At 65.0% G+C, this 24,110-nt stretch carries 20 protein-coding genes; 14 read left to right on the top strand and 6 right to left on the bottom strand.

Features of this window, described 5'->3' with window-relative positions; genetic code table 11:
* Positions 1 to 35 precede the first annotated feature (35 nt).
* Complete coding sequence (locus NR101_RS09050; protein WP_256775339.1) at positions 36 to 668, bottom strand: CoA transferase subunit B; 633 nt, start codon at positions 666 to 668, stop codon at positions 36 to 38.
* A gap of 1 nt (position 669) precedes the next feature.
* The gene (locus NR101_RS09045; RefSeq protein WP_256775338.1) at positions 670 to 1,404 is read right to left on the bottom strand and encodes a CoA transferase subunit A; all 735 of its coding nucleotides are present in this window, start codon (positions 1,402 to 1,404) and stop codon (positions 670 to 672) included.
* A 160-nt stretch (positions 1,405 to 1,564) separates the two neighbouring features.
* Between NR101_RS09045 and NR101_RS09040 the strand changes: the two genes are divergently transcribed.
* Positions 1,565 to 2,914, top strand: a complete 1,350-nt coding sequence (locus NR101_RS09040; RefSeq protein WP_256775337.1) for a phosphomannomutase — start codon at positions 1,565 to 1,567, stop codon at positions 2,912 to 2,914.
* 12 nt (positions 2,915 to 2,926) lie between these two features.
* Positions 2,927 to 4,330 carry a mannose-1-phosphate guanylyltransferase/mannose-6-phosphate isomerase gene (locus NR101_RS09035; RefSeq protein WP_256775336.1) on the top strand — a complete coding sequence of 468 codons (1,404 nt, stop codon included), beginning with the start codon at positions 2,927 to 2,929 and terminating at the stop codon, positions 4,328 to 4,330.
* Between the two features lie 110 nt (positions 4,331 to 4,440).
* On the opposite strand, the gene rfbD is transcribed toward NR101_RS09035, so the two are convergent.
* The 4 genes from rfbD to rfbB are packed head-to-tail and all read right to left on the bottom strand — an operon-like array spanning position 4,441 to position 7,857.
* Positions 4,441 to 5,331, bottom strand: coding sequence for a dTDP-4-dehydrorhamnose reductase (rfbD, locus tag NR101_RS09030; protein ID WP_256775335.1), 891 nt, complete (start codon positions 5,329 to 5,331; stop codon positions 4,441 to 4,443).
* On the bottom strand, positions 5,328 to 5,885 hold the full coding sequence (rfbC, locus tag NR101_RS09025) for a dTDP-4-dehydrorhamnose 3,5-epimerase (RefSeq protein ID WP_256775334.1): 558 nt from the start codon (positions 5,883 to 5,885) through the stop codon (positions 5,328 to 5,330). Before rfbC ends, rfbD begins: the two co-directional genes overlap by 4 nt.
* Positions 5,882 to 6,769 (bottom strand): glucose-1-phosphate thymidylyltransferase RfbA, encoded by an 888-nt coding sequence (gene rfbA, locus NR101_RS09020; RefSeq protein WP_256775333.1) that lies wholly within the window; start codon positions 6,767 to 6,769, stop codon positions 5,882 to 5,884. The genes rfbC and rfbA overlap by 4 nt, the downstream gene beginning before the upstream one ends.
* A 32-nt stretch (positions 6,770 to 6,801) precedes the next feature.
* A complete protein-coding gene (rfbB, locus tag NR101_RS09015) occupies positions 6,802 to 7,857 on the bottom strand; it encodes a dTDP-glucose 4,6-dehydratase (protein ID WP_256775332.1) in 1,056 nt (351 codons plus the stop codon).
* Positions 7,858 to 8,123: 266 nt separating this feature from the next.
* Here rfbB and NR101_RS09010 point away from each other — a divergent pair, with 266 nt between their 5' ends.
* From NR101_RS09010 to NR101_RS08955, 12 genes are all read left to right on the top strand, one after another.
* Entirely contained in the window at positions 8,124 to 8,870 is a 747-nt protein-coding gene (locus tag NR101_RS09010) for an electron transfer flavoprotein subunit beta/FixA family protein (RefSeq protein ID WP_256775331.1), read from the top strand.
* Entirely contained in the window at positions 8,870 to 9,808 is a 939-nt protein-coding gene (locus NR101_RS09005) for an electron transfer flavoprotein subunit alpha/FixB family protein (RefSeq protein WP_256775330.1), read from the top strand. The genes NR101_RS09010 and NR101_RS09005 overlap by 1 nt, the downstream gene beginning before the upstream one ends.
* Positions 9,809 to 10,200: 392 nt before the next feature.
* On the top strand, positions 10,201 to 11,883 hold the full coding sequence (locus NR101_RS09000; protein WP_256775329.1) for an LTA synthase family protein: 1,683 nt from the start codon (positions 10,201 to 10,203) through the stop codon (positions 11,881 to 11,883).
* A gap of 165 nt (positions 11,884 to 12,048) precedes the next feature.
* The gene (locus NR101_RS08995; protein WP_256775328.1) at positions 12,049 to 13,035 is read left to right on the top strand and encodes a lysylphosphatidylglycerol synthase transmembrane domain-containing protein; all 987 of its coding nucleotides are present in this window, start codon (positions 12,049 to 12,051) and stop codon (positions 13,033 to 13,035) included.
* A 118-nt stretch (positions 13,036 to 13,153) separates the two neighbouring features.
* Positions 13,154 to 14,545, top strand: a complete 1,392-nt coding sequence (locus tag NR101_RS08990) for a UbiA family prenyltransferase (RefSeq protein ID WP_256775401.1) — start codon at positions 13,154 to 13,156, stop codon at positions 14,543 to 14,545.
* Positions 14,542 to 15,849 carry an FAD-binding oxidoreductase gene (locus NR101_RS08985; protein WP_256775327.1) on the top strand — a complete coding sequence of 436 codons (1,308 nt, stop codon included), beginning with the start codon at positions 14,542 to 14,544 and terminating at the stop codon, positions 15,847 to 15,849. Before NR101_RS08990 ends, NR101_RS08985 begins: the two co-directional genes overlap by 4 nt.
* Positions 15,850 to 15,851: 2 nt before the next feature.
* Positions 15,852 to 16,583, top strand: a complete 732-nt coding sequence (locus tag NR101_RS08980; protein WP_256775326.1) for an SDR family oxidoreductase — start codon at positions 15,852 to 15,854, stop codon at positions 16,581 to 16,583.
* Position 16,584: 1 nt separating this feature from the next.
* Complete coding sequence (locus NR101_RS08975) at positions 16,585 to 18,879, top strand: hypothetical protein (RefSeq protein WP_256775325.1); 2,295 nt, start codon at positions 16,585 to 16,587, stop codon at positions 18,877 to 18,879.
* Positions 18,880 to 18,948: 69 nt separating this feature from the next.
* Complete coding sequence (locus NR101_RS08970) at positions 18,949 to 20,241, top strand: NAD(P)/FAD-dependent oxidoreductase (RefSeq protein WP_256775324.1); 1,293 nt, start codon at positions 18,949 to 18,951, stop codon at positions 20,239 to 20,241.
* 237 nt (positions 20,242 to 20,478) lie between these two features.
* Positions 20,479 to 21,147 carry a class I SAM-dependent methyltransferase gene (locus NR101_RS08965; protein ID WP_123731243.1) on the top strand — a complete coding sequence of 223 codons (669 nt, stop codon included), beginning with the start codon at positions 20,479 to 20,481 and terminating at the stop codon, positions 21,145 to 21,147.
* A gap of 32 nt (positions 21,148 to 21,179) precedes the next feature.
* Positions 21,180 to 22,124: an NAD-dependent epimerase/dehydratase family protein gene (locus tag NR101_RS08960; protein WP_256775323.1), complete on the top strand. Its 945-nt coding sequence runs from the start codon at positions 21,180 to 21,182 to the stop codon at positions 22,122 to 22,124.
* A gap of 77 nt (positions 22,125 to 22,201) precedes the next feature.
* Positions 22,202 to 24,109: a hypothetical protein gene (locus NR101_RS08955; RefSeq protein ID WP_256775322.1), complete on the top strand. Its 1,908-nt coding sequence runs from the start codon at positions 22,202 to 22,204 to the stop codon at positions 24,107 to 24,109.
* Position 24,110 lies beyond the last annotated feature (1 nt).

Here is a 24,110-nt window from a genome sequence, read left to right as displayed (position 1 = left end):
TGCCGCCCCGGCTGGCCGGGGCGACGCCATCCCCCTCAGGCGGCAGCGAACGCCACGCCGGTCTTTTCCTTCAGCTCATCCACGCCCACGCCCGGTGCAGCCTCCACCAGCACCAGCCCGGCGTCGGTGACGTCGAACACGGCCAGGTCGGTGATGATGCGGTCGACCACGCCCACGCCGGTCAGCGGCAGCGTGCACTCGGGCAGGATCTTGTGCTCGCCGTTCTTGGCGGTGTGCTCCATCAGCACCACCACGCGCTGCACGCCGGCGACCAGATCCATCGCCCCGCCCATGCCCTTGACCATCTTGCCCGGCACCATCCAGTTGGCCAGGTCGCCCTTGTCGGTGACCTGCATCGCGCCGAGGATGGCCAGGTTGATGTGCCCGCCGCGGATCATCGCGAAGCTGTCGTGGCTGCCGAAGTAGCTCGCGCCCGGGCGTGCGGTCACGGTCTGCTTGCCGGCATTGATCAGGTCGGCATCGACCTCGGCCTCGGTCGGGAACGGGCCGATGCCGAGCAGGCCGTTCTCGGACTGCAGCCACACATCCACGCCATCGGGGATGTGGTTGGCCACCAGCGTCGGCAGGCCGATGCCCAGGTTCACGTAAGCACCGTCGGTCAGTTCGCGCGCGGCGCGCGCGGCCATTTCATCGCGGGTCCACGCCATGTCAGTTGCCCTCCGCACGCACGGTGCGTTGTTCGATTCGCTTTTCAGGATGCGCGTTGTGCACGATGCGGTGCACGTAGATGCCCGGCAGGTGCACTTGGTCCGGGTCGATGCTGCCGACCGGCACCACCTCTTCCACCTCGACGATGCACAGCTTGCCGGCCATCGCGCAGGCCGGGTTGAAGTTGCGTGCGGTCTTGCGGAATACCAGGTTGCCCGATGCGTCGGCCTTCCATGCCTTGACCAGCGCGACGTCGGCACGCAGCGCGGTTTCCATCACGTAGTGCTTGCCGTCGAATTCGCGGATTTCCTTGCCCTCGGCCACCACCGTGCCGTAGCCGGTGGCGGTGAAGAATGCCGGAATACCCGCACCGCCGGCGCGCAGGCGCTCGGCCAGGGTGCCCTGCGGATTGAACTCCAACTGCAGTTCACCGGCCAGGTACTGACGCTCGAATTCCTTGTTCTCGCCCACGTAGGACGAAATCATCTTCTGGATCTGCCGGGTTTCCAGCAGCTGGCCCAGGCCGAAACCATCCACCCCGGCATTGTTGGAGATCACGGTCAGGCCCTTGACCCCCGTGTCGCGCAATGCGGCGATCAGCGCCTCGGGGATGCCGCACAGGCCGAACCCGCCGACCGCCAGGGTGTGGCCATCGGCGACCACACCGTCCAGGGCTTCGGCGGCGCTGGCGTACTGCTTGCCACGCCGTCCGGCATTGTCTGGGGACTTGCTCATCTACGCCCTCACCTCGTTGATGTAAGCGGGCATTGTAGCGAGTACGCAGGGCATTCCCGGCCCGCCTGGAGAAGCGTCCACCCACGGCCCGGCATGAAAACGATTCCCATACATGGCTGCGGCTACACTAATCCACTGACTGTCAGAAGGACTGGAATACATGACGCTCCCCGCATTCAAGGCATACGACATCCGCGGCCGCGTGCCGGACGAACTGAACGAAGACCTGGCCCGCCGCATCGGCGTGGCGCTGGACGCGCAGCTCGCCCCCGGCACCGTGGTGGTCGGCCATGACATCCGCCTGACCAGCCCGGCCCTGCAGGACGCGTTGGCCGCCGGCCTGCGCGGCGCCGGGCGCGACGTGCTGGACATCGGCCTGTGCGGGACCGAGGAGGTCTATTTCCAGGTCGACCACCTCAAGGCGGCCGGCGGGGTGATGGTCACCGCCAGCCACAACCCGATGGACTACAACGGGATGAAGCTGGTCAAGGAGCAGGCCCGTCCCATCAGTTCGGACACCGGCCTGCTGGCGATCTCCGACGCCGTCGAAGCCGATACCGCCGCGCCGGTCGATGCCACGGGCAGCCTGCAGACGCATCCGGACAAGAGTGCTTACATCGACCATCTGCTCAGCTACGTCGATCGCACCGCCCTCAAGCCGCTCAAGCTGGTGGTCAATGCCGGCAACGGCGGCGCCGGCCCGATCGTCGACCTGCTGGCCCCGCACCTGCCGTTCGAGTTCATCCGCATCTGCCACGAGCCCGATGGCAGTTTCCCCAACGGCATTCCCAATCCGCTGCTGCCGGAAAACCGTGCGTTGACCGCGCAGGCCGTGCGCGAGCACGGTGCGGATTTCGGCATTGCCTGGGACGGCGACTTCGACCGCTGCTTCTTCTTCGACCACAACGGCCGTTTCATTGAAGGCTATTACCTGGTCGGCCTGCTGGCCAAGGCGATCCTGGCACGCCAGCCGGGCGGCAAGATCGTGCACGACCCGCGCCTGACTTGGAACACCGTGGAGATGGTCGAAGACGCGGGCGGGCAGCCGGTGCTGTGCAAGAGCGGGCACGCCTTCATCAAGGAAAAGATGCGCAGCGAAAACGCCGTGTATGGCGGTGAGATGAGCGCGCACCATTATTTCCGCGAGTTCGCCTACGCCGACTCGGGCATGATCCCGTGGCTGCTGATTGCCGCGCTCGTCTCCGAATCCGGCCGCTCGCTGGCCGATCTGGTGGAAGCGCGCATGGCCAAGTTCCCGTGCAGTGGTGAGATCAACTTCAAGGTCGCCGACGCCAAGGCCGCAGTTGCCCGGGTGATGGACCATTACGCCGCGCAGTCGCCGGCACTGGACCACACCGACGGCATCAGCGCCGACTTCGGCCAGTGGCGCTTCAACCTGCGCAGCTCCAACACCGAACCGCTGCTGCGCCTGAACATCGAAACGCGTGGCGATGCCGCCCTGCTGCAGCAGCGCACCGATGAAATCTCCCAGCTGCTCACGGCCTCCTGAGGCACCGCCCCGATGAACGATCTGCTCCCCGTCATCCTGTCCGGTGGCTCCGGTACCCGGCTGTGGCCGCTCTCGCGCGAGGCCTACCCCAAGCAGTTCCTGGCCCTGGCCGGGGACCTGACGATGCTGCAGGCCACCTGGCAGCGGGTTGCACCGATTGCCGGCCACGCGCCGCTGGTGGTGGCCAACGAAGAGCATCGTTTCGTGGCCGCCGAACAGCTGCAGCAGCTGGGCGTGCAGCCGCTGGCGATCCTGCTCGAGCCGGTGGGCCGCAACACCGCCCCGGCGATCGCGGTGGCGGCGCTGGAAGCCACCCGTGACGGCGAGGACGCGGTGCTGCTGGTGCTGCCCTCGGACCACGTGATTGCCGATGAAGCGGCCTTCCGCGCCGCCGTGCTGCGTGCACTGCCCGCCGCGCGCGACGGCAAGCTGGTCACCTTCGGAATCGTGCCGACCGGGCCGGAAACCGGCTATGGCTACATCAAGGCCGCCTCGGGCGGCGAGGTGCGCGTGGTGGATCGCTTCGTCGAGAAGCCCGACGCCGAGACCGCCCGGCAATACGTCGGTTCGGGCGAGTATTTCTGGAACAGCGGCATGTTCCTGTTCAAGGCATCGCGTTACCTGGCCGAGCTGGAGAAATTCAATCCGGCCATGCTGTCGGCCAGCCGCACCGCCTGGGAACAGGCACGGCGCGATGCAGACTTTACCCGGCTGGGCAAAGAGGCATTCACGGCGGTGCCGTCTGATTCCATCGACTACGCGGTGATGGAAAAGACCGCCGATGCGGTGGTGGTGCCGCTGGATGCCGGTTGGAACGATGTCGGCTCGTGGACCGCGCTGCGCGATGTATCGGCGCAGGACAGCGACGGCAACGCCCATCATGGCGATGTGATCGCCATCGACTGCCGCAACACCTATGCCTACGGCGAGCGCCTGATTGCGCTGGTCGGGCTGGATGATGTGATCGTGGTCGAAACCGATGACGCGGTGATGGTCGGCAGGAGCGACCGCATGCAGGAGATCAAGCAGGTGGTGGCGCGCCTGAAGGCCGACGCCCGTCCCGAAGCGACCTGGCACCGCAAGGTGTATCGCCCGTGGGGGGCCTACGACTCGATCGACCATGGCGAGCGTTTCCAGGTCAAGCGCATCACCGTCAAACCGGGCGCCACGCTGAGCCTGCAGATGCACCACCATCGTGCCGAGCACTGGATCGTGGTCAGCGGTACCGCTGAAGTGACCCGCGGCGAGGAAGTGCTGCTGCTCACCGAAAACCAGAGCACCTATATTCCGCTGGGTGTGACGCACCGGTTGAAGAACCCGGGCAAGTTGCCGCTGGAGCTGATTGAAGTGCAGTCCGGCAGCTACCTGGGCGAGGACGATATCGTGCGGTTCGAGGATACCTACGGTCGTACCTGATCGATGGGCACCGCAGAGACAAAAAAACCCGGCCAAGGCCGGGTTTTTCATTGTCCGGTAGAGCCATGCCATGCATGGCTGACGCGGTGCGGGCGATCCGCAGTGCAGCTTCAGAGCGCTGCGATCACCTGCTTCAAACCATCCTGCCAACTGGGCAGCGCAATGCCGAAATCCGACTCGAGCTTGCTCACGTCCAGGTGCGAATACGCCGGGCGCTTGGCCGGCGTCGGGTAGTCGGCGGTGGTGATCGCCTCCACCTTCGGCGCGCGCGCCAGCTTTCCGGCTGATACCGCCTCGGCAAAGATGGCCTCGGCGAAACCATGCCAGCTGGTTTCGCCATTGGCGGTCAGGTGCCAGGTGCCCGACAGGCCACCGGCATGCTGCAACGCCTGCGCGGTGACATCGGCGATCAGCGCCGCCGGGGTCGGCGTGCCGATCTGGTCGGCGACCACGCGCAGCACGTCGCGGTCAGCGCCCACCCGCAGCATGGTGCGCAGGAAGTTGGCGCTGTGCGGGGCATACACCCATGCGGTGCGGAAGATCAGATGACGGCCGCCGGCCGCGCGGATGTCTTCTTCACCGGCCAGCTTGCTGGCGCCGTACACGCCCAGCGGCGCAGTGGCATCGTCTTCGCGGTACGGGCGGGTGCCCTGCCCGTCGAACACGTAATCGGTGGAGTAATGCACCAGCGGCACACCGGCAGCGGCGCACCAGCGCGCGATGACGCCCGGCGCTTCGGCGTTGGCGCGCCAGGCCGCATCGCGCTCTTCTTCTGCGCGGTCCACCGCCGTATAGGCGGCCGCATTGACCACCACGTCCGGACGAACGCGATCCAGCAGCGCAACCAGCGACGCGGGCTCGTTGAAGTCGGCCGTTTCGCAGGCACTGCCATCGGGCAGCGCGCCACTACGGGTGGTCGCTACGATCGTGCCCAGCGGCGCCAGCGCGCGCTGCAGTTCCCGGCCCAACTGGCCATTGCCGCCGAACAGCAGCACCGTCACGGCTGGTAGACCGGCAGGCGGTCTTCGGCGATGTCCTTCAGGAACGGCGCGGCCTCATCCTTGGCCGACAGCGTCGGGCCACTGATCGGCCAGTCCACGGCGATGTCGGCATCATTCCAGCGCACGCCGGCATCGAAGTCCTTCAGATACACCTCGGTGCACAGGTAGCTGAAGACCGCACGCTCGGACAGCACCGCAAAGCCATGCGCGAAGCCTTCCGGGATCCAGAACTGCTTCTTGTTCTCCGCACTCAGCACCACCGCTTCCCACTGGCCGAAGGTCGGCGAGCCGCGACGGATATCCACCGCCACGTCGTACACCTCACCTTCGAGCACGCTGACCAGCTTGCCCTGCGGCCGCGGCCACTGGTAATGCAGGCCGCGCAGCACGCCCTTGGCCGAGGTGGAGACGTTGCTCTGCACGAACTTGGTCGGCAGACCGTGCTGGCCGAAACGCTCGGCATTCCAGGTCTCGAAGAAGAAGCCGCGCTCGTCGCCGAACACCGCCGGCTCGATCACCACGCAGCCCGGCAGTTTGGTCTCAATTACTTTCACGGCACCACTCCTCGTACAGCCAGTTTATGCAGGTATTGGCCGTAGCCGTTCTTGATCAGCGGGGCGGCCAGCGCCTCCAGTTGCTCGGCGTTGATCCAGCCCTGGCCGAAGGCGATTTCTTCCGGGCAGCAGACCTGCAGGCCCTGTCGGGTCTGGATGGTCTCGATGAAGTTGGACGCCTCCAGCAGCGACTGGTGGGTGCCGGTATCCAGCCACGCGTAGCCGCGACCCAGCGCCTCCAGATGCAGGTTGCCTTCGCGCAGATAGCGCTGGTTGAGATCGGTGATCTCCAGCTCGCCGCGCGGCGACGGCTTCAGCTCGGCCGCGTGGTGGCTGGCGTTGCCGTCGTAGAAATACAGGCCGGTCACCGCGTAGTTGGAACGCGGATTGGCCGGCTTCTCGACCAGGTCGATGACCTTGCCGGCCTTGTCGAACTCGGCCACGCCGTAGCGCTCCGGATCGTTGACCCAATAGCCGAACACGGTCGCGCCGTGATCGCGCTCGTCGGCATTGCGCAGCACTTCCCGCAGGCCATGGCCGTGGAAGATGTTGTCGCCCAGTACCAGGCAGCTCGGTTTACCGTCGACGAAGTCACGACCAATGAGATAAGCCTGCGCCAGCCCGTCCGGACTCGGCTGCACGGCGTACTGGATGTTCATGCCCCACTGCGAGCCGTCGCCCAGCAGGGTCTGGAACAGCGCCTGCTCGTGCGGCGTGTTGATGATCAGCACGTCGCGGATCCCCGCCAGCATCAGCACGCTGAGCGGGTAATAGATCATCGGCTTGTCGTACACCGGCAGCAGCTGCTTGCTGACGCCCTTGGTGATCGGGTACAGGCGTGTGCCCGAACCGCCCGCGAGGATGATGCCCTTGCGTTGAGTCATGCGAATTTCCTCTTTACTGGTGATCACCGCCCTCAGGCGGTGGTGCCGATGCGCTGCAGGCGGTAGCTGCCGTCGAGCACGCCGTTGACCCATTCCTGGTTGTCCAGGTACCAGTCCACGGTGAAGCCGATGCCTTGCTCGAAGGTGTACTTCGGCTCCCAACCCAGCTGGTCCTTCAACTTGCTGGCGTCGATCGCATAGCGGCGGTCATGGCCGGGGCGGTCGGTAACGTAGGTGATCTGGCTGCTGCGCGGCTGGCCATCGTCGCGCGGGCGGCGTGCATCGAGCAGCGCGCAGATCGCGTGCACCACTTCGATATTCTGCTTTTCCGAGTTGCCGCCGACGTTGTAGGTCTCGCCGACCTGACCCTTGGCCAGCACGGTGCGGATCGCTTCGCAGTGGTCGCTCACGAACAGCCAGTCGCGTACCTGCTTGCCGTCGCCATAGACTGGCAGCGGCTCGCCGGCCAGCGCCTTGGCGATCACCAGCGGAATGAGCTTCTCCGGGAAGTGGTACGGGCCGTAGTTGTTCGAGCAGTTGGTGGTCAGCACCGGCAACCCGTAGGTGTGGTGGAACGCACGCACCAGGTGGTCGGAGGCCGCCTTGGACGCCGAATACGGCGAATTGGGCGCGAACGGGGTGGTTTCGGTGAACTTGCCGGTCTCGCCTAGGGTGCCGTAGACCTCGTCGGTGGACACGTGCAGGAAGCGGAAGGCCGCGCCCTTGTCGGCCGGCAGCGCCTTCCAATAGTCGCGCACGGTCTCGAGCAGGGCCAAGGTGCCGACCACGTTGGTCTGGATGAACGCACCCGGGCCATCGATGGAGCGATCCACATGGCTTTCGGCGGCGAAGTTCAGCACCGCGTCGGGCTGGTGCTCGGCCAGCAGGCGCGCCACCAGGGAATGATCACCGATGTCGCCGTGCACGAACACGTGATCCGGGTTGCCGTCCAGCGGCGCCAGCGTCTTCAGGTTGCCGGCGTAGGTCAGCGCATCGAGGTTGACCACTTTGACGCCCTTGGCGACCGCTTCGAGTACAAAGTTACCGCCAATGAATCCGGCTCCGCCGGTGACAAGCCATGTGGGCACTACCCGTTCTCCTGTTCGGTTCTAAAGTCTCCGGCCGCCAATGCAGCGCTCCGGATGCAGCGCTACAGGATACAGGTGGGCGGTCTTCACGACTGCCTGCCGGACGTGAACGAAACCGCTGGGATGCGCATTTTGTGCCGCGCCGCAACATAACCATACGCATTCGCATGGTTGCCTTCGGCCAGTTAGAATCGCGGTCCCACCCCCGAACCGGTTGCTGTCTACAGAACCGAACGTTCCCCCGTTATTGAAGGATCCAGCACCAGATGAAAATCCTCGTCGCGTACAAGCGCGTGGTGGACTACAACGTCCGCATTCAGGTCAAGCCGGACGGTTCCGGCGTGGTCACCGACGGCGTCAAGCTGTCCCCCAACCCGTTCGATGAGATCGCGCTGGAAGAAGCGCTGCGTCTGCGCGACCAGGGCATCGCCACCGAAGTCGTGGTGGCCACCATTGCCCCCGCCGACGCCCAGGCCCACCTGCGCAACGGCCTGGCCATGGGCGCCAACCGCGCCATCCACGTGGTCACCGACCAGGCCATCCAGCCGCTGACCGCTGCGCGCACCCTGCTCAAGCTGGTGGAGAAGGAACAGCCGGACCTGGTCATCCTCGGCAAGCAGGCCATCGACGACGACGCCAACCAGACCGGCCAGATGCTGGCCACGCTGTGGGGCCGCCCGCAGGCGACCTTCGCCAGCAAGCTGCAGATCGACGGCGGCAAGGCCACGGTCACCCGTGAAGTCGATGCCGGCCTGGAAACGCTGGAAGTGGACCTGCCGGCCGTGGTCACCACCGACCTGCGCCTCAATGAGCCGCGCTTCATCAAGCTGCCGGACATCATGAAGGCCAAGGCCAAGCCGATGGAAACCCTGCAGCTGGCCGACCTGGGCGTGGACGCCGCCGATACCTTCAAAACCACCCAGTACGCCGCGCCGGTCAAGCGCAGCAAGGGCGTGATGGTCAAGGACGCGGCCGAACTGGTCGCCGCACTCAAGCAGAAGGGGTTGCTGTAATGACCAAGATCCTCGTTGTCGCCGAGCACCACGACGGCAAGCTCAACGCCGCCACCGCCAAGACCGTCAGTGCCGCCGCCGCCATCAGCGGTGCCAGCATCGACGTGCTGGTGCTGGCCGCCGACCCGGCTGGCGCGGCCGCTGAAGCCGCCCAGCTGGCTGGCGTGACCAAGGTGCTGACCGTGGCCAACCCCGCCAACGCGCAGGCGCTGGCCCAAGTGCTGGCCCCGCAGATCGCGCAGCTTGCCAAGGGCTACACCCATGTGTTCGGCCCCTCGACCACCTTCGGCAAGGACCTCATGCCCTGCGTGGCCGCCCTGCTGGGCGTCAACCAGGTCTCGGACCTGATGACCGTTGAAGGCAGCCACAGCTTCAAGCGCCCGATCTACGCGGGCAACGCGATCATCACCGTCGACGTGCCGGCCGACCAGATCGTGGTCGCCACGGTGCGTGCCGCGTCCTGGCCGGAAGCGGCCAAGGGCGGCAGCGCCGCGATTGAAGCGGCCAATGTCGACGCGGCCCTGCCGACCCACACCCGCTTCGTCGGCCTGGCCGCCGGTGCCACCGACCGCCCCGACCTGCAGAGCGCCAAGCGCGTGGTCTCCGGCGGCCGTGGCGTGGGCTCGGAAGAGAACTTCAAGGTGATCTTCCAGCTGGCCGACAAGCTCGGCGCCGCCGTCGGTGCCTCGCGCGCCGCCGTGGATGCCGGCTACGTGCCGAGCGACCTGCAGGTCGGCCAGACCGGCAAGATCATCTCGCCGGAGCTGTATGTGGCCGTGGGCATCAGCGGTGCGATCCAGCATCTGACCGGGATCAAGGACGCCGGCACGATCGTGGCGATCAACAAGGATCCGGATTCGCCGATCTTCGAGATCGCCGATATTGGGTTGGTGGGTGATCTGTTCACGTTGTTGCCGGAGCTGGAAGCGGCGTTGTAAGGCAAACGCGCCAGCGCGGCATTTGAAGGCCGGAATCCCCAGTGGATTCCGGCTTTTTTCATTTGGCCACGCCGGTTGTCGCGTATCAGCATCGGACGAGGTGCGTGCCGGGGATACGTTGGGGTGCGCTTGATTTGCTATCGACCACACAGAACGTGGCGGAAAGATCGATCAGTATTTCAGTCCCATGGCACACCCCGTATGATGCTGCCCATCACGCGGACTTAACTTGGGCCGCAGGGAAAGCAGGGCCTTACAGGGAGCGTTGCAGGGAAGATCCGACTGGATCGTCCGTTCAGATAATGAAGATCTCAGATTCGACCCTCCTCCGGCGGCTTCCCGCGTGGGGAACGTGCGTCGCAGGACTCTCGACCCTTGTCCTGCTGTTCCGAATGCTGCGCTTCCAGGCAGCTACGGACCTCGCTGTGTTTGCCGCAAGCTGCGCGCTCGAGCTTGTGCTGCTGGATTTGGCAACGCGGCTGACGCTGCGCTTGCGCTTCGTGCCGTTGCGCATCCTGATGCTTGTGCTGCCCGCGCTTGCTGGTTGCATCTACATGGCCCAGCTCTATTCGATCTGGATTTCCGGCGGCCTCATTCCTCCGATCGCATTCGCCAACCAGGAAGTGGTCGGGTTGATCGCATTCGATGGCATCTATGCGCTGTTGGCCGTATTCCTGACAGCGTTCATCGGACATGCCTGCGTGGTCCGCACCACATACAAGCCACTATCGCGTCGCATCACCGCGGTTGTCATTCTGGTGCTGGGTACAGGCTATGCCACGCTGTTGGCCATTCAGCCACTGGCCCGTGGCATCGTGGTCGCGCGCGGGGAAGCACCGATCTCTTCTTTCCTTCGCTCGGCCGCCACGTCGGCCGGCATGAGTGGCCAGGTCCAGCTCAGCGCAGCCGAACTGATCGAGGCGCGCGCCGAGTTCTCGCGGCGCACCGTCTATCAGCAGGGTTTCCCGGAGGCGTTTACCCACGCGCTACCCGAGCGGCCGAACGTCATTGTGATCTTCACCGAGGGCATGTCGGCCCGGTGGATGGATACCTACGGCAGCCGGCACCCGGGCGTAACGCCCAATCTGGACCGCCTTGCTGGTGGCTCGCTTGTGTTCAGCAACTACTACAACCACACCGCCGCCACCTTCCGCGGGTTGCGCGGGCAGTTGACCTCGGGCCACCAGGAGGTGGATGGCTACAACCAGGAAGGCACCGGAATCGGACAGCGCGATGTCTCCGACGATATCACCGCGATCTCGCGGATCAGCATTCCCGAGGTCCTGCGCGCGCAGGGGTACCGCAGCATGTTCTTCCTGTCCCAGCAGGAGTATCTGAACAAGATGGTCGAAACGCTGGGCTTCGACCGCGTGCTGGGGCGTGATTATCTATATGACCACTACCTGAGCGGTGGTGGCGAAGGCGAGCGTCCCAAGTATCTCTCCGACAGCGCGTTGTTCGACACCATGCTGACCGAACTTGAGTCGCAGCCCCACGACCAGCCCTTCTTCGCCGCTGCCTACAACTTTCAGACGCACGCGTTTCTGGATGGCGAGTACGCCTATGCGGGCGGCGACAACCCGCTGCTCAACCGCTTCCATACCTACGACCGCGATCTCGGCCGGTTCATTGACCGTTTCATGGCAAGCCGCCTGCATGAGAACACGCTGCTGGTGTTCACCGCCGACCACTCCACCTTCCCCGGACCCAACGCGGTCCGGGCAGATGACCGCGTTCACGGGTACTTCGTCGATACCATCCCGTTGCTGATGTACTGGAAAGGTGCCGAGCACCGGATGATCGACGTGGCCGGCAAGAATTCGCTGGACCTGGCGCCATCGCTGATCAGCCTGCTCGGGGTGAAGAAGGCCCACAACCTGTTTCTCGGCTGCACATTTTTCGAAAAGTGCGCAGTGGACAAGGTCTCCAACCTCGGCGCCGAATACATCCTGACCGATGGCGACGGCTCCTATTCGGAGTACTACGTCCCGCCGTCGCAGAAGACCTACTACGAAGAGAGCAAGCGAGTCATCGAACGCTACAAGTCGATGGATATGGTCATCGACGTCGACTGAGTTGCCGACATCGCCCGATTCGGCCGGCTTCCGCTGGATACGACGGATGCCAGGGATCTGAAGCAGTGAGGCGCCCCTTCCAGCCCATCTGTTTCAAAAACGACACCCGATTTTGGTACAATTTGCGGTTCGACCAGCAGCTGCCAGAAAGCGGAGCTCCGACCCATGCGCCCGCTTCACGATAGCCCCCTCGCACCCGATCCGGACACCAAGCGGAAGCGCTCGGTAGCTTTTCTGCTGGTTATCGGTGCCGGCTATCTGGGGCTTTTGGTGTATCTGGACCGCGGCACCGGGATCCTGTCGAGGCTGGCGGACCTGTCGGGCCCTCTTGCCGTATGCGCGGTACTGGTGCTGCTCAGCTTCGCGATTCGCTACCAGCGCTGGCATACCGCGCTGTCCGCCCAAGGACATCGCGCGTTTCCGTGGTGGGCGGGCCTACGCGCGTACCTGGCCGGCTTCGCCTTTACCGCATCCCCTGGCAAGGCCGGGGAGCTGCTGCGGATCCGCTATTTCGGGATGTTCCAGGTGCCACCCAGGACGGTGCTAGGCACCTTCATCTACGAGCGTGGGCTCGATCTGCTGGTCATAGTCTTCCTTGGACTCGGCGCGGCCACGCTGATCCCGGCTTTTGGCCTGCTGGTCGGCGTCGTGCTGGGATTCCTTCTGGCGCTGTGCCTGGCCGTCGCTTGGCCGTGGCTGCAGGCCACCCTGGACAGCGTCGCCGCCCGACTGCCGGGCAAACGGGTTCGTCAGCTCGCCAACTTCCTGCTCAGTGGCGCCAGGGATGCCGGACCGCTGCTGCACCTGCGCACCCTCGGCCCAGGAATCGCCCTGGGTGCGCTCGCCTGGTCCCTCACCGCAGCCGCATTCGCCTACCTGTGCCACGCGATGGGCATCCCCCTGGCCTGGCAGCATGCGCTGGGCATCTATCCGGTCGCGATGCTTGCAGGTGCGGTATCGTTCGTGCCGGGCGGCGTGGGCACCACCGAGGCGGCCATCGTGGTGATGTTGGGCGCATTGGGAACCTCGCTCGATGTCGCACTGGCCGCTGCCGTCGGTATCCGCCTGGTCAGCCTCTGGATGGCCGTCGCAGTGGGGATGCTGGCCATGCTCAGCCTCGAACTGCCGTCCAGCCGCCACGGGATGCGCTGAGTGGACCACCGCGCTGCAAGCTTGATTTCCTTGGACGAGAACACTGCTTTTTCCATGCACAACGTGCCCACAACCGCCGGAGTCCTGAATCTTGGCCATTGAACATCGTGCCCTCTGCGTGGACCTGGACGGCACGCTGCTGCGCAGCGACATCCTCTATGAATCGCTCCTCGCCCTGCTCGCCCGCAACCCGCTGTATCTGTTCCTGATCCCGTTCTGGCTGCTCGGCGGCAAGGCGGCGGTCAAGCGCCAGCTGGCATCCCGCGTGCAGCTGCCTGCCGAGACCCTGCCCTACGACGAGCGCGTGCTGGAGATTCTGCGGACCACCACGCAGCGACCGCGCGTGCTGTGCACCGCGTCGGACCAGATGCTGGTGCAGCCGATCGCCGACCATCTGGGCCTGTTCGAAGAGGTGATGGCCAGCGATGGCCACACCAACCTGTCCGGCCACAACAAGGGCAAGGCGCTGGCCGAGCGCTTCGGCGAACGCGGCTTCGACTACATGGGCAATGGCCGGGTCGACCTGCAGGTCTGGGCGCACGCCGGCGGCGCCATCGTGGTCAACAACGGTGAGGGCCTGGCCCGCGAAGCGGCCAAGCGCACCGAGGTGCTGGCGCACCTGCCCGCGCAGAATGGGGGCCTGCTGACCTGGATCAAGGCGCTGCGCATCTATCAGTGGTTGAAGAACCTGCTGGTGTTGGTGCCGCTGCTGACCGCGCACCGCTTCCTGGACCCCACCGCACTGGTGGATGCCGGCACGGCGTTCCTGGCCTTTGGTCTGTGCGCCTCGGGCGTGTATCTGCTCAACGACCTGCTCGACCTCACCCCCGACCGGATGCACCCGCGCAAGCGCAAACGTCCGTTCGCGGCCGGTACGCTGCCGCTGCTGCACGGTCTGCTGGTCGCGCCGCTGTTGACCCTGGCCGGGTTCGCATTGGCGTTGCTGTGCAGCCCGTCGTTCGCGTTGGTATTGCTGTGCTACTACGTTATGACGTTGGGCTACTCGCTGCAGCTCAAGCGCATCGTCATGATCGATGTGGTGCTGCTGGCCGCGCTGTATACCGTGCGCATCATCGGCGGCACCGTGGCGATCGGCTCGGAACTGTCGTTCTGGCTGCTGGCGTTCTCGATGTTCGTCTTCCTCAGCCTGGCGATGCTCAAACGCTACACCGAGCTGGCTTCGGCCCTGGCCAATGGCAAAGATCTGGCGATCGGACGCGGCTACTCGGTCGCCGACCTCCCCTTGGTGCAGTCGCTCGGCGCGGCAGCCGGTTACATCGGCGTGCTGGTGTTCGCGCTGTACATCAACAGCCCCGAGAGCATGGAGCTGTACCGCCATCCCAAGGTGCTGTGGCTGCTGTGTCCGATCCTGCTGTACTGGATCAGTCGCATGTGGATCGTGTCCCATCGCGGCGACATGCACGATGACCCGATTGTATTCGCCGCCACCGACCGTGGCAGCCAGATGGTCATCGCGCTGGGCGTGGTGATCGTGCTGGCCGCGATATGAGGTCTGCCGGCGGCCAGTCCTGGGGGCGTTACCCCCGGGCGACACAGCAGCTGGCGCCGGTCACCGACCGTGCTGCCCTGCTGCCGGCCGTCGATGGCCTGATGCTGCCCCATGGCAATGGGCGCAGCTATGGCGACAGTTGTCTCAACCCGGGCGGCACGCTGTTGATGGCGCGGTCGCTGGACAGGTTCATCGCGTTCGACCCCGCAACCGGCATCGTGCGTTGCGAGGCCGGCGTGACGCTGGCCGAGATCATCGAGGTGGCGCTGCCGCAGGGCTGGTTCCTGCCGGTCACGCCCGGCACCCGCTACGCCACGGTGGGCGGGGCGATCGCCAACGATGTGCACGGCAAAAACCATCATCGGGCCGGCAGTTTCGGCCACCACCTGCGGGGTTTTGAGCTGCTGCGCAGCGACGGCCAACGGATCGCACTGGGTGCCGATGACGCCACCGGGCTGTTTGTCGCCACCATCGGCGGCTTGGGCCTGACCGGCTTGATCACCTGGGCCGAACTGCAGTTGCGGCGCGTGCCTGGGCCGTGGATCGAAACCGAGTCCATCCGTTTCGACTCGCTGGACGAGTTCTTCACGCTCTCGCGCGACTCGGCCGCGGGCTTCGAATACACCGTGGCGTGGATCGACTGCCTGGCCACCGGCAAGCAGCTCGGGCGCGGCCACTTCCTGCGCGGCGACCATGCCCGGGGCGACCCGCGGGCGGCCACGCCCAGCGCGATGCCCCGCCGCAGCATCCCGTTCGTGCCGCCGGTCTCGATGGTCAACGGCCTGACCCTGCGCCCGTTCAATACCCTGTACTACTGGCGCCAGCCCGGCCGCCGCACGCGCCACCTGTCGCACTACCAGAGCTACTTCTACCCGCTGGATGGCATCAACGACTGGAACCGGATGTACGGCCCGGCCGGCTTCCTGCAGCACCAGTGCGTGCTGCCGCCGGCAACCGCGCGCGACGCCACCGCCGCCCTGCTGTCGGAGATCTCGCGCAGCGGGCGCGGCTCGTTCCTGGCGGTCCTGAAGGAATTCGGGGATGCCCCGGCACCGGGTATGCTTTCCTTCCCGCGCCCGGGCACGACACTGGCGCTGGACTTCCCGAATACCGGGCCTGACCTGTTCAGGATGCTGGAGCGGCTCGACCGCATCGTCGCCGAGGCGGGCGGGGCGGTGTACCCGGCCAAGGATGCGCGCATGTCCGGCGCCCTGTTCCGCCAGGCCTTCCCGGCCTGGGAGGCCTTCTCCCACCATATCGATCCCCGTTTTTCGTCCGGCTTCTGGCGCCGGGTCATGGAGTAAGCATGCAAAAGGTTCTGATCATCGGCGCCACCTCCGCCATCGCTGAAGCGGTGGCCCGGCTGTATGCCGCCCGCGCCAGCACGATTTTCCTGGTCGGCCGCAATGCGAACCGCCTGGACGCCATCGCCGCCGACCTGCGCGTGCGCGGTGCCCACCAGGTGGACGCCTATGCGCTTGACGTCAACGACCTGGCCGGTCACGCCGCCATGCTCGACGCCGCCTGGGCGGCCAGCGGTGGTATCGATACGGTGCTGATCGCCCACGGCACCCTGCCCGACCAGGCCGCCTGCGACCAGTCGGTCGATCTGGCGATGCGTGAGTTCATCACCAACGGCACCTCCACCATCGCGCTGTGCACGGCACTGGCCCAGCGCCTGTCGGCCGGCAGCAACCTGGCGGTGATCTCCTCGGTCGCCGGTGACCGCGGCCGTGCCAGCAACTACCTGTACGGCAGCGCCAAGGCGGCGGTCACCGCGTTCCTGAGCGGGCAAGGCCAGCGCCTGGGCAAGCTGGGCATCAACGTGCTGACCATCAAGCCCGGCTTCGTCGATACCCCGATGACGCAGGCCTTCAAGAAGGGCGCGTTGTGGGCCTCGGCCGACAAGGTCGCGCAGGGCATCGTGCGCGCCTCCGACCGGCGGCGCGCGGTGGCCTACCTGCCGGGTTTCTGGTGGGCGATCATGATGGTGATCAAGAACATTCCTGAGTTTGTCTTCCGCAAGATCTCGCTCTGACATGACTGCACTGCACAACAGGGGAGGCACCGGCGCGGCCGCCGATGCCGATGGACGTGGCGTGTCGCGGGCCAGGATCAAAAATATGCTCGGCGCGCGCTGCCTGGCCCTGCTGATCTGCGTATTGATGCTGGCCGGCTGCAACACACCGACGGATCCTGCGCGGGCGATGCAGGGTGGCTGCTCGCCATCGACCTTCCCCTTTTTGCCAGTTGATGCGTCCGTCGAAGGACGCATCACCCGCTGCGATGGTGGCGATGACTGGACCGGCAGGATCCAGACCCAGCCTTATCCTGCCGGTACCCGGCATATCGACGTGATGCTCACCGGCTACCCGTCTGTCCACGGCATCAACCTGAGCGCGGTCGGTCAATCCGGCAGAACCGCCCCCATCCTGTCGCTGCCCACTCCTCGGGAAAGCTGGCAGCGCGTGAATCTCACCATCCCCGAGGACGTGTCACGGGAAGCATTCAGCGTGGTGCTTGAGGATCACGCAACCGGCATGTACGGATGGGCCGGGTTGGGGGCATCCACCGTCACGCTCGCAGACACGTTCAAGCAGGGCCTGCTTCCGTTGCTGCTGGCGGTACTGTTGGGCAATGCGTGGCTGACCGTGTTGTCGTTCTGCCTGCCGCGCGTCGGCACACCTCGCGAACGGGCGCTCACGGGGCTGCTTGCCGCAGGGTGCATCTGGCTGCTGGTGTTCATCGCCTTCGTCGGATCGGCCGCGCTCGGCAGTGTGGTATCCGCCGTGGCAGTGCTACTTCCGTTTGCATGGGCCCTGCGGACCGGACGGCGCCCTGGCCGCACGTTCGGCGAGCTTGCAGGGATCCAGAAGGAACTGCTGCCGGTGTTGCTGCTGGCGCTGCTGGTGCTGTGGATCGGCCTGTTCCCGTTCCATGGCAATGGCATGCCAAACGCAGAAGGCGCCAGCCGATGGCGCCCGCTCCCGATCGACGCGTGGCTGCCCATGCTGTTTGGCGACATGCTCGCGCAGGGCCGGCTCGATGTTCCGATGATCGGCGACTGGCTGAGCAGCGACCGCCCCCCGCTGCAGGCCGGCCTGTACCTGATGGTGCGCGACACCTGGCCCCAGGCCCATGGCTTGGTCTACCAGGGTATCTCGACCTGGGCGCAGACCCTGTTCCTGCTTCCGCTGGCGGCCCTGCTGGATCGTTTCGCCGGCAGATCGGTTCGAACGCTCACCCTGTTTGCGCTGTGCCTGTCCGCACTGGTACTGGTCAACGCCTTGTTTGTCTGGCCCAAACTGCTCGCAGCGGCGTTCTGCCTCATCTACTACGGCGCCCTTTTCCCAGCTGGTGGGATGCCGCGACGCTGGGGCCAGGCCGGTATCGCGGCTGCAATGGCGATGCTGTCCCACGGGGGCGCCCTGTTCTTCCTCGCCGGCGCCTCGCTGATGCAACTGGCATGGTACCGACGCGCGGGCCTGGTCATGCTGACCCGCACCGGTGCTGTCGCCCTGGCAGGTTATCTGCCCTGGATCGCCTACCAGCGTTTCATCGATCCTCCCGGTGATCGTCTCATCAAATGGCATTTCGCCGGCAAGGTGCCACCCGGCACCGAAAGCGCGCTGCACGCGCTGGTCGATGCCTACTCACACCTGACGCCTTCGCAGTGGCTGCATGCGCGGCTGCAGGACATCATGATCATCACCCGTGGCGCGCTCAGTGCACCCGTGGATGCGCTCTCAGTCATGGTGAACAACAGCGCGTCCGCCACTGCATCGTTCATCGAAGTCAGCTTCTTCCACCTGTTCTATTCGATGTGGTTCGCCTCGCCCTTGCTGCTTCCGCCCTGCCTGGCAGTGCTGTATTGGCGCAGCCGGGCACGCGGGGTGCGCGATCCTGCCCTCACTGAACTGCTGAAGATCCTCGCCACGGTGCTACTGGTCCTGGTGTTCTGGATGGTGGCGATGTTTGACGCCGGGGCCACCTCCATCCATCAAGGTGCCTATGCCGGCGGACTGCTGATGCAGGCCGCGATCCTGGTCGCCCTCGCACGCACCAGCAAGGTGTTGTTCTACGTCGTTGGGCTGGCCAGCATTGCCGTGGCACTGAGGGCCTATGCCCTGGATCGGGCGTTCCTGCCAGGCATGCAGATCGGCTATCTCGTAGGGACGGTGGCATTGTGCGGCGGGCTGCTGGCGGCCCTCTGGCGCACGGCCAGCCCATACAGCCCGCCCTTGCACGCACCACACACCGCCGCCGAGGTCGAGCGCCCGCCGCGCAGTCTGCACGCCCAGACAGGCACAGAACTGGAACACGCTGGAACCTGATCGACCGCCGCGCTGGAGCTGAAATGTGCTGCAGCGCCGAACAAACAGCAACGAACGGACATGACCTCAATGAGCAAATTCGCCATCATCGGTAGTGGCCCCATGGGCCTCATGGCAGCCTTGGAGCTGCTCAAGCGCGGCCACCAGGTCGACATCTTCGAGCGCGACGACCGCATTGGCGGCATGTCCGCGGATTTCGATTTCGACGGCCTGCGCATCGAGCGCTATTACCACTTCATCTGCAAGACCGACTATCCGTTGTTCAAGCTGCTGGATGAAATGCAGCTGTCCGACCGCCTGCACTGGACGGACACCAAGATGGGCTATTACTACGACGGCAAGCTGCACAAGTGGGGTACCCCGTTCGCGTTGCTCGGCTTCCCGCACCTGGGCCTGATCGACAAGGTCCGCTATGCCCTGCACGTGATGCATACCAAGGGCATCCAGGACTGGACCGCGCTGGACAAGGAAAACGCGCGCGACTGGATCACCCGCTGGATCGGGCCAAAGGCCTACAAGGTGATGTGGGAGAAGGCCTTCGCGCTGAAGTTCTTCGAGTACCAGAACGACCTGTCGGCCTCCTGGATTGGTACCCGCATCAAGCGCGTGGCCCTGTCGCGGCGCAATCTTTTCAATGAAAGCATGGGCTACCTGGACGGTGGTTCGGCCGTGCTGCTGCAGAAGATGGCGGCGCACGTGCAGAAACTCGGCGGCCGGATTCTGCTGTCCCAACCCATCGAGGAAGTCGCCTCGACCGACGGCAAGGTCACCGGCATCGTCACCCGGGACGGACACATCGCGTACGACCGCGTGGTGTCGACCGCGCCGATCCAGTATGTGCCCAAGCTCGTTCCGGGCCTGCCGGCCGCGTTTGCCGCACAGGTCGGCGCGATCGAGAACATCCCGGTGGCCTGCGTCATCCTCAAGCTCTCCAAGCCGGTGAGTGAGAACTTCTGGATGAACATCAGCGATGAGCGGATCACCATCCCGGGGCTGATCGAGTACAGCAACCTCAACCCGGGCAATGGGCCGGGCGAGCACATCGTCTATGCCCCGTACTACATGCCCAAAACCCACCCCAAGTGGCAGTGGAGCAACCAGCAGCTTATCGACGAGGTGATCAGCTACCTGCCGATGATCAACCCGGCGTTCAAGCCGGAATGGATCCGGGCCACCCATTGCCACCGTTATGAGTACGCCCAGACCATCTGCCCGCCGGGGTTCCAGGACATGCTGCCGCCCATGAAGACGCCAGTGGAAGGCTTCTTCATGGCCGACACGGCCTACTACTACCCAGAGGACCGTTCCATCAACGAGAGCATCGCGGTCGGCACCCGGTTGGCGGAAGTGGCCAGCGCCTGATCGAACCCCCATTCATTTTGGGGCGGGGGACGCACTGCGTCAGCCCGTCCTCTTGACCTACCATGCTCTCCAAAGGGCTGACAAAACGCATACGGAAGATGCACGCGCGCACAGCCGTTACCGCCCCGTGGCGGGCCGGATGCGCCAGGGTGCCTGCATCCAGAGCGCTTCGCTCCAGCTTGATGTGGACTTGATCCGCTTTTCCTTTCGCCTTCCCCCTTCCCAGGAACATGTCCGATGCCCGATATCGACCAGGATCTCGACGTCCTCTACCGCCACCGGTTCTCGCCCCAGGAACTTGCGAGCAAGAACCGCATCTGGCAGGTGCTGTGCGGTCAGTATTTCAGCCGCTTCGTCAGTCCTAATGAGACCGTGGTCGACATCGGTGCCGGCTATTGCGAGTTCATCAACAACATTCCGGCCGCGCATAAGATTGCCGTGGACCTGAATCCGGACGTGCGCAAGTTCGCTGCCGACGGTATCCGCATCATCAACGAATCCTGCACGGCGGTGAGCTCCATCCCCAGCGGCAGCGTCGATGCGGTGTTCATGAGCAACTTCCTTGAACACCTGCCAAGCAAGGACCTGGTCCTGCAGACGCTGCGCGAGAGCGCACGCATGCTTCGCCCTGGCGGCCGCGTGATCATTCTGCAGCCGAACATCCGCTTCCTGTACGACGAGTACTGGGACTACTTCGATCACCACACCGCGCTCAGCGATCGCAGCCTGGTCGAAGGCGTCCTGATGGCCGGGTTGGATCCCAAGGTCGTCGTACCCAGGTTCCTTCCCTACACCACCAAGAGCCGGCTGCCGCAGGCGCCGTGGCTGGTGTCGCTGTACCTGCGTATCCCATTGGCGTGGCGCTTCCTCGGCAAACAGGCCCTGGTCGTGGCGTACAAGCGCTGATCCCGTTCTCCCAACATTTCCAGAGTTCGTCCATGGCAAACAAGAGTGACAAGATCGTCTTGACCGGCGCCGCAGGCCTGGTGGGGCAGAACCTCATCGTCGAATTGAAGCAGCAGGGGTATTCCCAGCTGGTGGCGATCGACAAACATGAGCACAACCTCGCGATCCTGCGCCGCCTGCATCCGGACGTGACAACCATCCTGGCTGACTTGGCCGAACCGGGCGAGTGGGCCGACGCCTTTGCCGGCGCCCGCGTGGTGGTGCAGTTGCATGCCCAGATCACCGGCAAATTCCGCGCCCTGTTCGATCGCAACAACCTGCAGGCGACCGAACGCGTGCTTGCCGCGTGCGACCAGCACCAGGTGCCGTTCATGGTTCATATCAGTTCTTCGGTGGTCAACTCGGTGGCCACCGACGACTACACCGAAACCAAGAGGTTGCAGGAAGCCCAAGTACGCGCCAGCAGCATCGCGCACTGCGTGCTTCGCCCCACCCTGATGTTCGGCTGGTTCGATCCCAAGCACCTGGGCTGGTTGTCGCGTTTCATGGCCCGCACGCCCGTCTTCCCGATCCCGGGCGACGGCCGCTTCATGCGCCAGCCGCTGTACGAGCGCGACTTCTGCCGTTGTATCGCCCAGTGCATCGCGCGCGAGCCTACCGGCGAAACCTACGACATCGTCGGCGCCACCCGGGTGGACTATGTGGACATCATCCGCACCATCAAGAAGGTCAAGAACCTGCGGACGGTGATCGTGCACATCCCCATCGGCTTCTTTGCCTTCCTGCTGCGGGTGTACAGCGTCTTCAGCAGCAAGCCTCCGTTTACCGCCGACCAGCTCAAGGCGCTGTCGGCCGGGGACGACTTCAAGGGGGTCGATACCGAGGCCATCTTCGGCGTGGCCCAGACGCCGTTTGAAGAAGCGATCCGTGAGAGCTACTGCGACCCGCGCTACAGCTCCATCGTCCTCAAGCGCTGAGCCTTCACGCACCCTTGAGGGGGTGTCTGCCTGGTGGGGCGTCCATCTCATCCATGTAATGCACGAAACCAACACGAATGAACAACATGCGAGTCGAACGTCTGGCCGCTGCGCTTGGCAGCAATCAAACCGCCGTCGTCCGGCTTCTGCTGCTGCTGGCTGCGATCGTCGTCGCCAGCATAGGACTGGCGGACGATGGCTATCGCGGCAGCATCACTGGTGGGTGTTCGCAGGCCTACTCCCACTTCCTGAAGCAATCCACGTCCGCCTCGCCCAGGGCCATCACATTCTGCGACCAGCAGAATGCCGATCTGGCCGACCTCGTCGTCGGGCCGATAACGCCCGGCACGCGATCGGTGACGGTGGACATCGCCGGCTACGGTGATACTCCCGGGATCAGCGCCGCATTGATTGGGGCGGACGGGCACCGCGAGGCGGTCGTACTGCCACGAGCCGGCGATCGATGGGTGCGCTGGACCATCGACGTGCCTGCGACACTGCAGGCGCAGGAAAGCCGATTGGTCGTCAGCGACCAGACCAAAGAGGGTTTCGGCTGGATCGGCGTGGGCATTGCCGGCGGATTCGGTGGATGGCCTCCGGTGAGCATCACGCTGGTACTGCTGGCGATCCTCTACCCGTGGCTCTCTCGGCTTGGCGGCTCGGTAGCGCCGGGGACCGAACGGGAAGTTCGCAGTCGTAGACGATCGGTCCTGACAGCAATCTGCATCTCGGTTGCGACGCTTGCGGCGATGATGCTGCGAAGACCATCACAGTGGAGCCATCCCTACGTGTGGGTCGAAGACGGCAAGGAGCTGTTGCCGCACTTCCTTGAGTACGGCTGGGCGACATTCTTCCACCCGGTGGCCGGCTACATCCTGATTCCCAACAAGCTGATCAACGCGCTTGCGGTGACGATTTCCTTCCGGTGGCTGCCGGAGATCAGCCTTGGCCTGGCTGCGCTGGTTACCGTCGCAGTTATGGTCATCCTTGCCGTTGCACCGATGCGTCTGCGCGGCGCGTGGGCATGCGCGCTGGCGGTGCTGGCCGTCCCGACAGACCCTGAAGTGTTCACGACCTCGGCCTACGTGCTGTGGTGGGCAGCATTCCTCGTTGTAATCCCGTTGTTCTGGGATGAACGTAGTGCGCCCTCCCTGCGCTGGCGCATGCCGATGTTGGTGATCGGCGCATTTTCCTCGCCGCTGATCGTCATGATGGCACCGCTGTATGGTCTGCGCGCGCTGCTGCTTCGCCAACGCAACGAGTGGTGGATGCTGCTGGCGGCCGGGACTTCGGCAGCGGTGCAGGCCGCGTTGGTGCTGTACAACCCGATTGCGTCGGAAGCTCATCGGACCCTGCCGGGCATCCAGCCCCTGCTTGAGCGGTTCATGGGGCATTTCCTCTACTGGCATCCGGAAAACAGCCAGCCGGCGCTATTTGCAGGACTCGGGGCGGCCCTTGCTCTGGTCATCGCCCTGGCTGCCTGGGCGCAGAGGCGGCAGGGGTCGGATGTGCTGGCCGGCCTTGTCGCCTGCTTCGTCCTGTCCGTGGCGGCCGCCGCGGCCCGGGTACCCATCGATCCGCTGGACCCCTTCACTGCCGGACCGCGTTACTTCTTCTACCCCTATGTATTCCTCGCCTGGATACTGATCCAATTGGCGTTCAATGCACGCGGGCCGGGACGTGTGCTGTTCGTGCTGCTTCTGCTGGCGCCCTTGCACCAGACCGTGCTCTACGGCCGTCTCACGCACGCCCCGCTGGACTGGCGCGCGGAAATTCGACGCTGCACGTCCGGCCAGGCCAGCGAGGGACCCGCCGTGCATTGGACGGGCAGGATGGAGAACCTCTGGTATGCGCCCTTGTCGGCGTCCCAGTGCCGACATCTGGTCGAGAAGAGCCTTTTCGACAACCGCCTGACACCGGCAGATCTACCCGCGCAGCCGCACACGCCCGATGCCCCCCCAACATCCACGGAGAACTCCCGATGAC

Source organism: Stenotrophomonas sp. Ste86, from assembly GCF_024519465.1.
In the GTDB taxonomy this organism is placed as follows: Bacteria; Pseudomonadota; Gammaproteobacteria; order Xanthomonadales; family Xanthomonadaceae; genus Stenotrophomonas.
The sequence above is the reverse complement of the archived record's forward strand: the minus strand, read 5'-3'. Positions and strand labels throughout refer to the sequence as shown.

Bases quoted from the DNA above. Each gene is read 5' to 3' on its own strand.
- NR101_RS08960 (WP_256775323.1), top strand. From the start codon at position 21,180: ATGGCAAACAAGAGTGACAAGATCGTCTTGACCGGCGCCGCAGGCCTG.
- NR101_RS08955 (WP_256775322.1), top strand. From the start codon at position 22,202: ATGAACAACATGCGAGTCGAACGTCTGGCCGCTGCGCTTGGCAGCAAT.
- NR101_RS09005 (WP_256775330.1), top strand. From the start codon at position 8,870: ATGACCAAGATCCTCGTTGTCGCCGAGCACCACGACGGCAAGCTCAAC.
- NR101_RS09000 (WP_256775329.1), top strand. From the start codon at position 10,201: ATGCTGCGCTTCCAGGCAGCTACGGACCTCGCTGTGTTTGCCGCAAGC.
- NR101_RS08995 (WP_256775328.1), top strand. From the start codon at position 12,049: ATGCGCCCGCTTCACGATAGCCCCCTCGCACCCGATCCGGACACCAAG.
- NR101_RS08985 (WP_256775327.1), top strand. From the start codon at position 14,542: ATGAGGTCTGCCGGCGGCCAGTCCTGGGGGCGTTACCCCCGGGCGACA.
- NR101_RS09050 (WP_256775339.1), bottom strand. From the start codon at position 668: ATGGCGTGGACCCGCGATGAAATGGCCGCGCGCGCCGCGCGCGAACTG.
- NR101_RS08980 (WP_256775326.1), top strand. From the start codon at position 15,852: ATGCAAAAGGTTCTGATCATCGGCGCCACCTCCGCCATCGCTGAAGCG.
- rfbA (WP_256775333.1), bottom strand. From the start codon at position 6,769: ATGACTCAACGCAAGGGCATCATCCTCGCGGGCGGTTCGGGCACACGC.
- NR101_RS09010 (WP_256775331.1), top strand. From the start codon at position 8,124: ATGAAAATCCTCGTCGCGTACAAGCGCGTGGTGGACTACAACGTCCGC.
- NR101_RS09040 (WP_256775337.1), top strand. From the start codon at position 1,565: ATGACGCTCCCCGCATTCAAGGCATACGACATCCGCGGCCGCGTGCCG.
- NR101_RS08965 (WP_123731243.1), top strand. From the start codon at position 20,479: ATGCCCGATATCGACCAGGATCTCGACGTCCTCTACCGCCACCGGTTC.
- NR101_RS08970 (WP_256775324.1), top strand. From the start codon at position 18,949: ATGAGCAAATTCGCCATCATCGGTAGTGGCCCCATGGGCCTCATGGCA.
- NR101_RS09045 (WP_256775338.1), bottom strand. From the start codon at position 1,404: ATGAGCAAGTCCCCAGACAATGCCGGACGGCGTGGCAAGCAGTACGCC.
- NR101_RS08975 (WP_256775325.1), top strand. From the start codon at position 16,585: ATGACTGCACTGCACAACAGGGGAGGCACCGGCGCGGCCGCCGATGCC.
- NR101_RS09035 (WP_256775336.1), top strand. From the start codon at position 2,927: ATGAACGATCTGCTCCCCGTCATCCTGTCCGGTGGCTCCGGTACCCGG.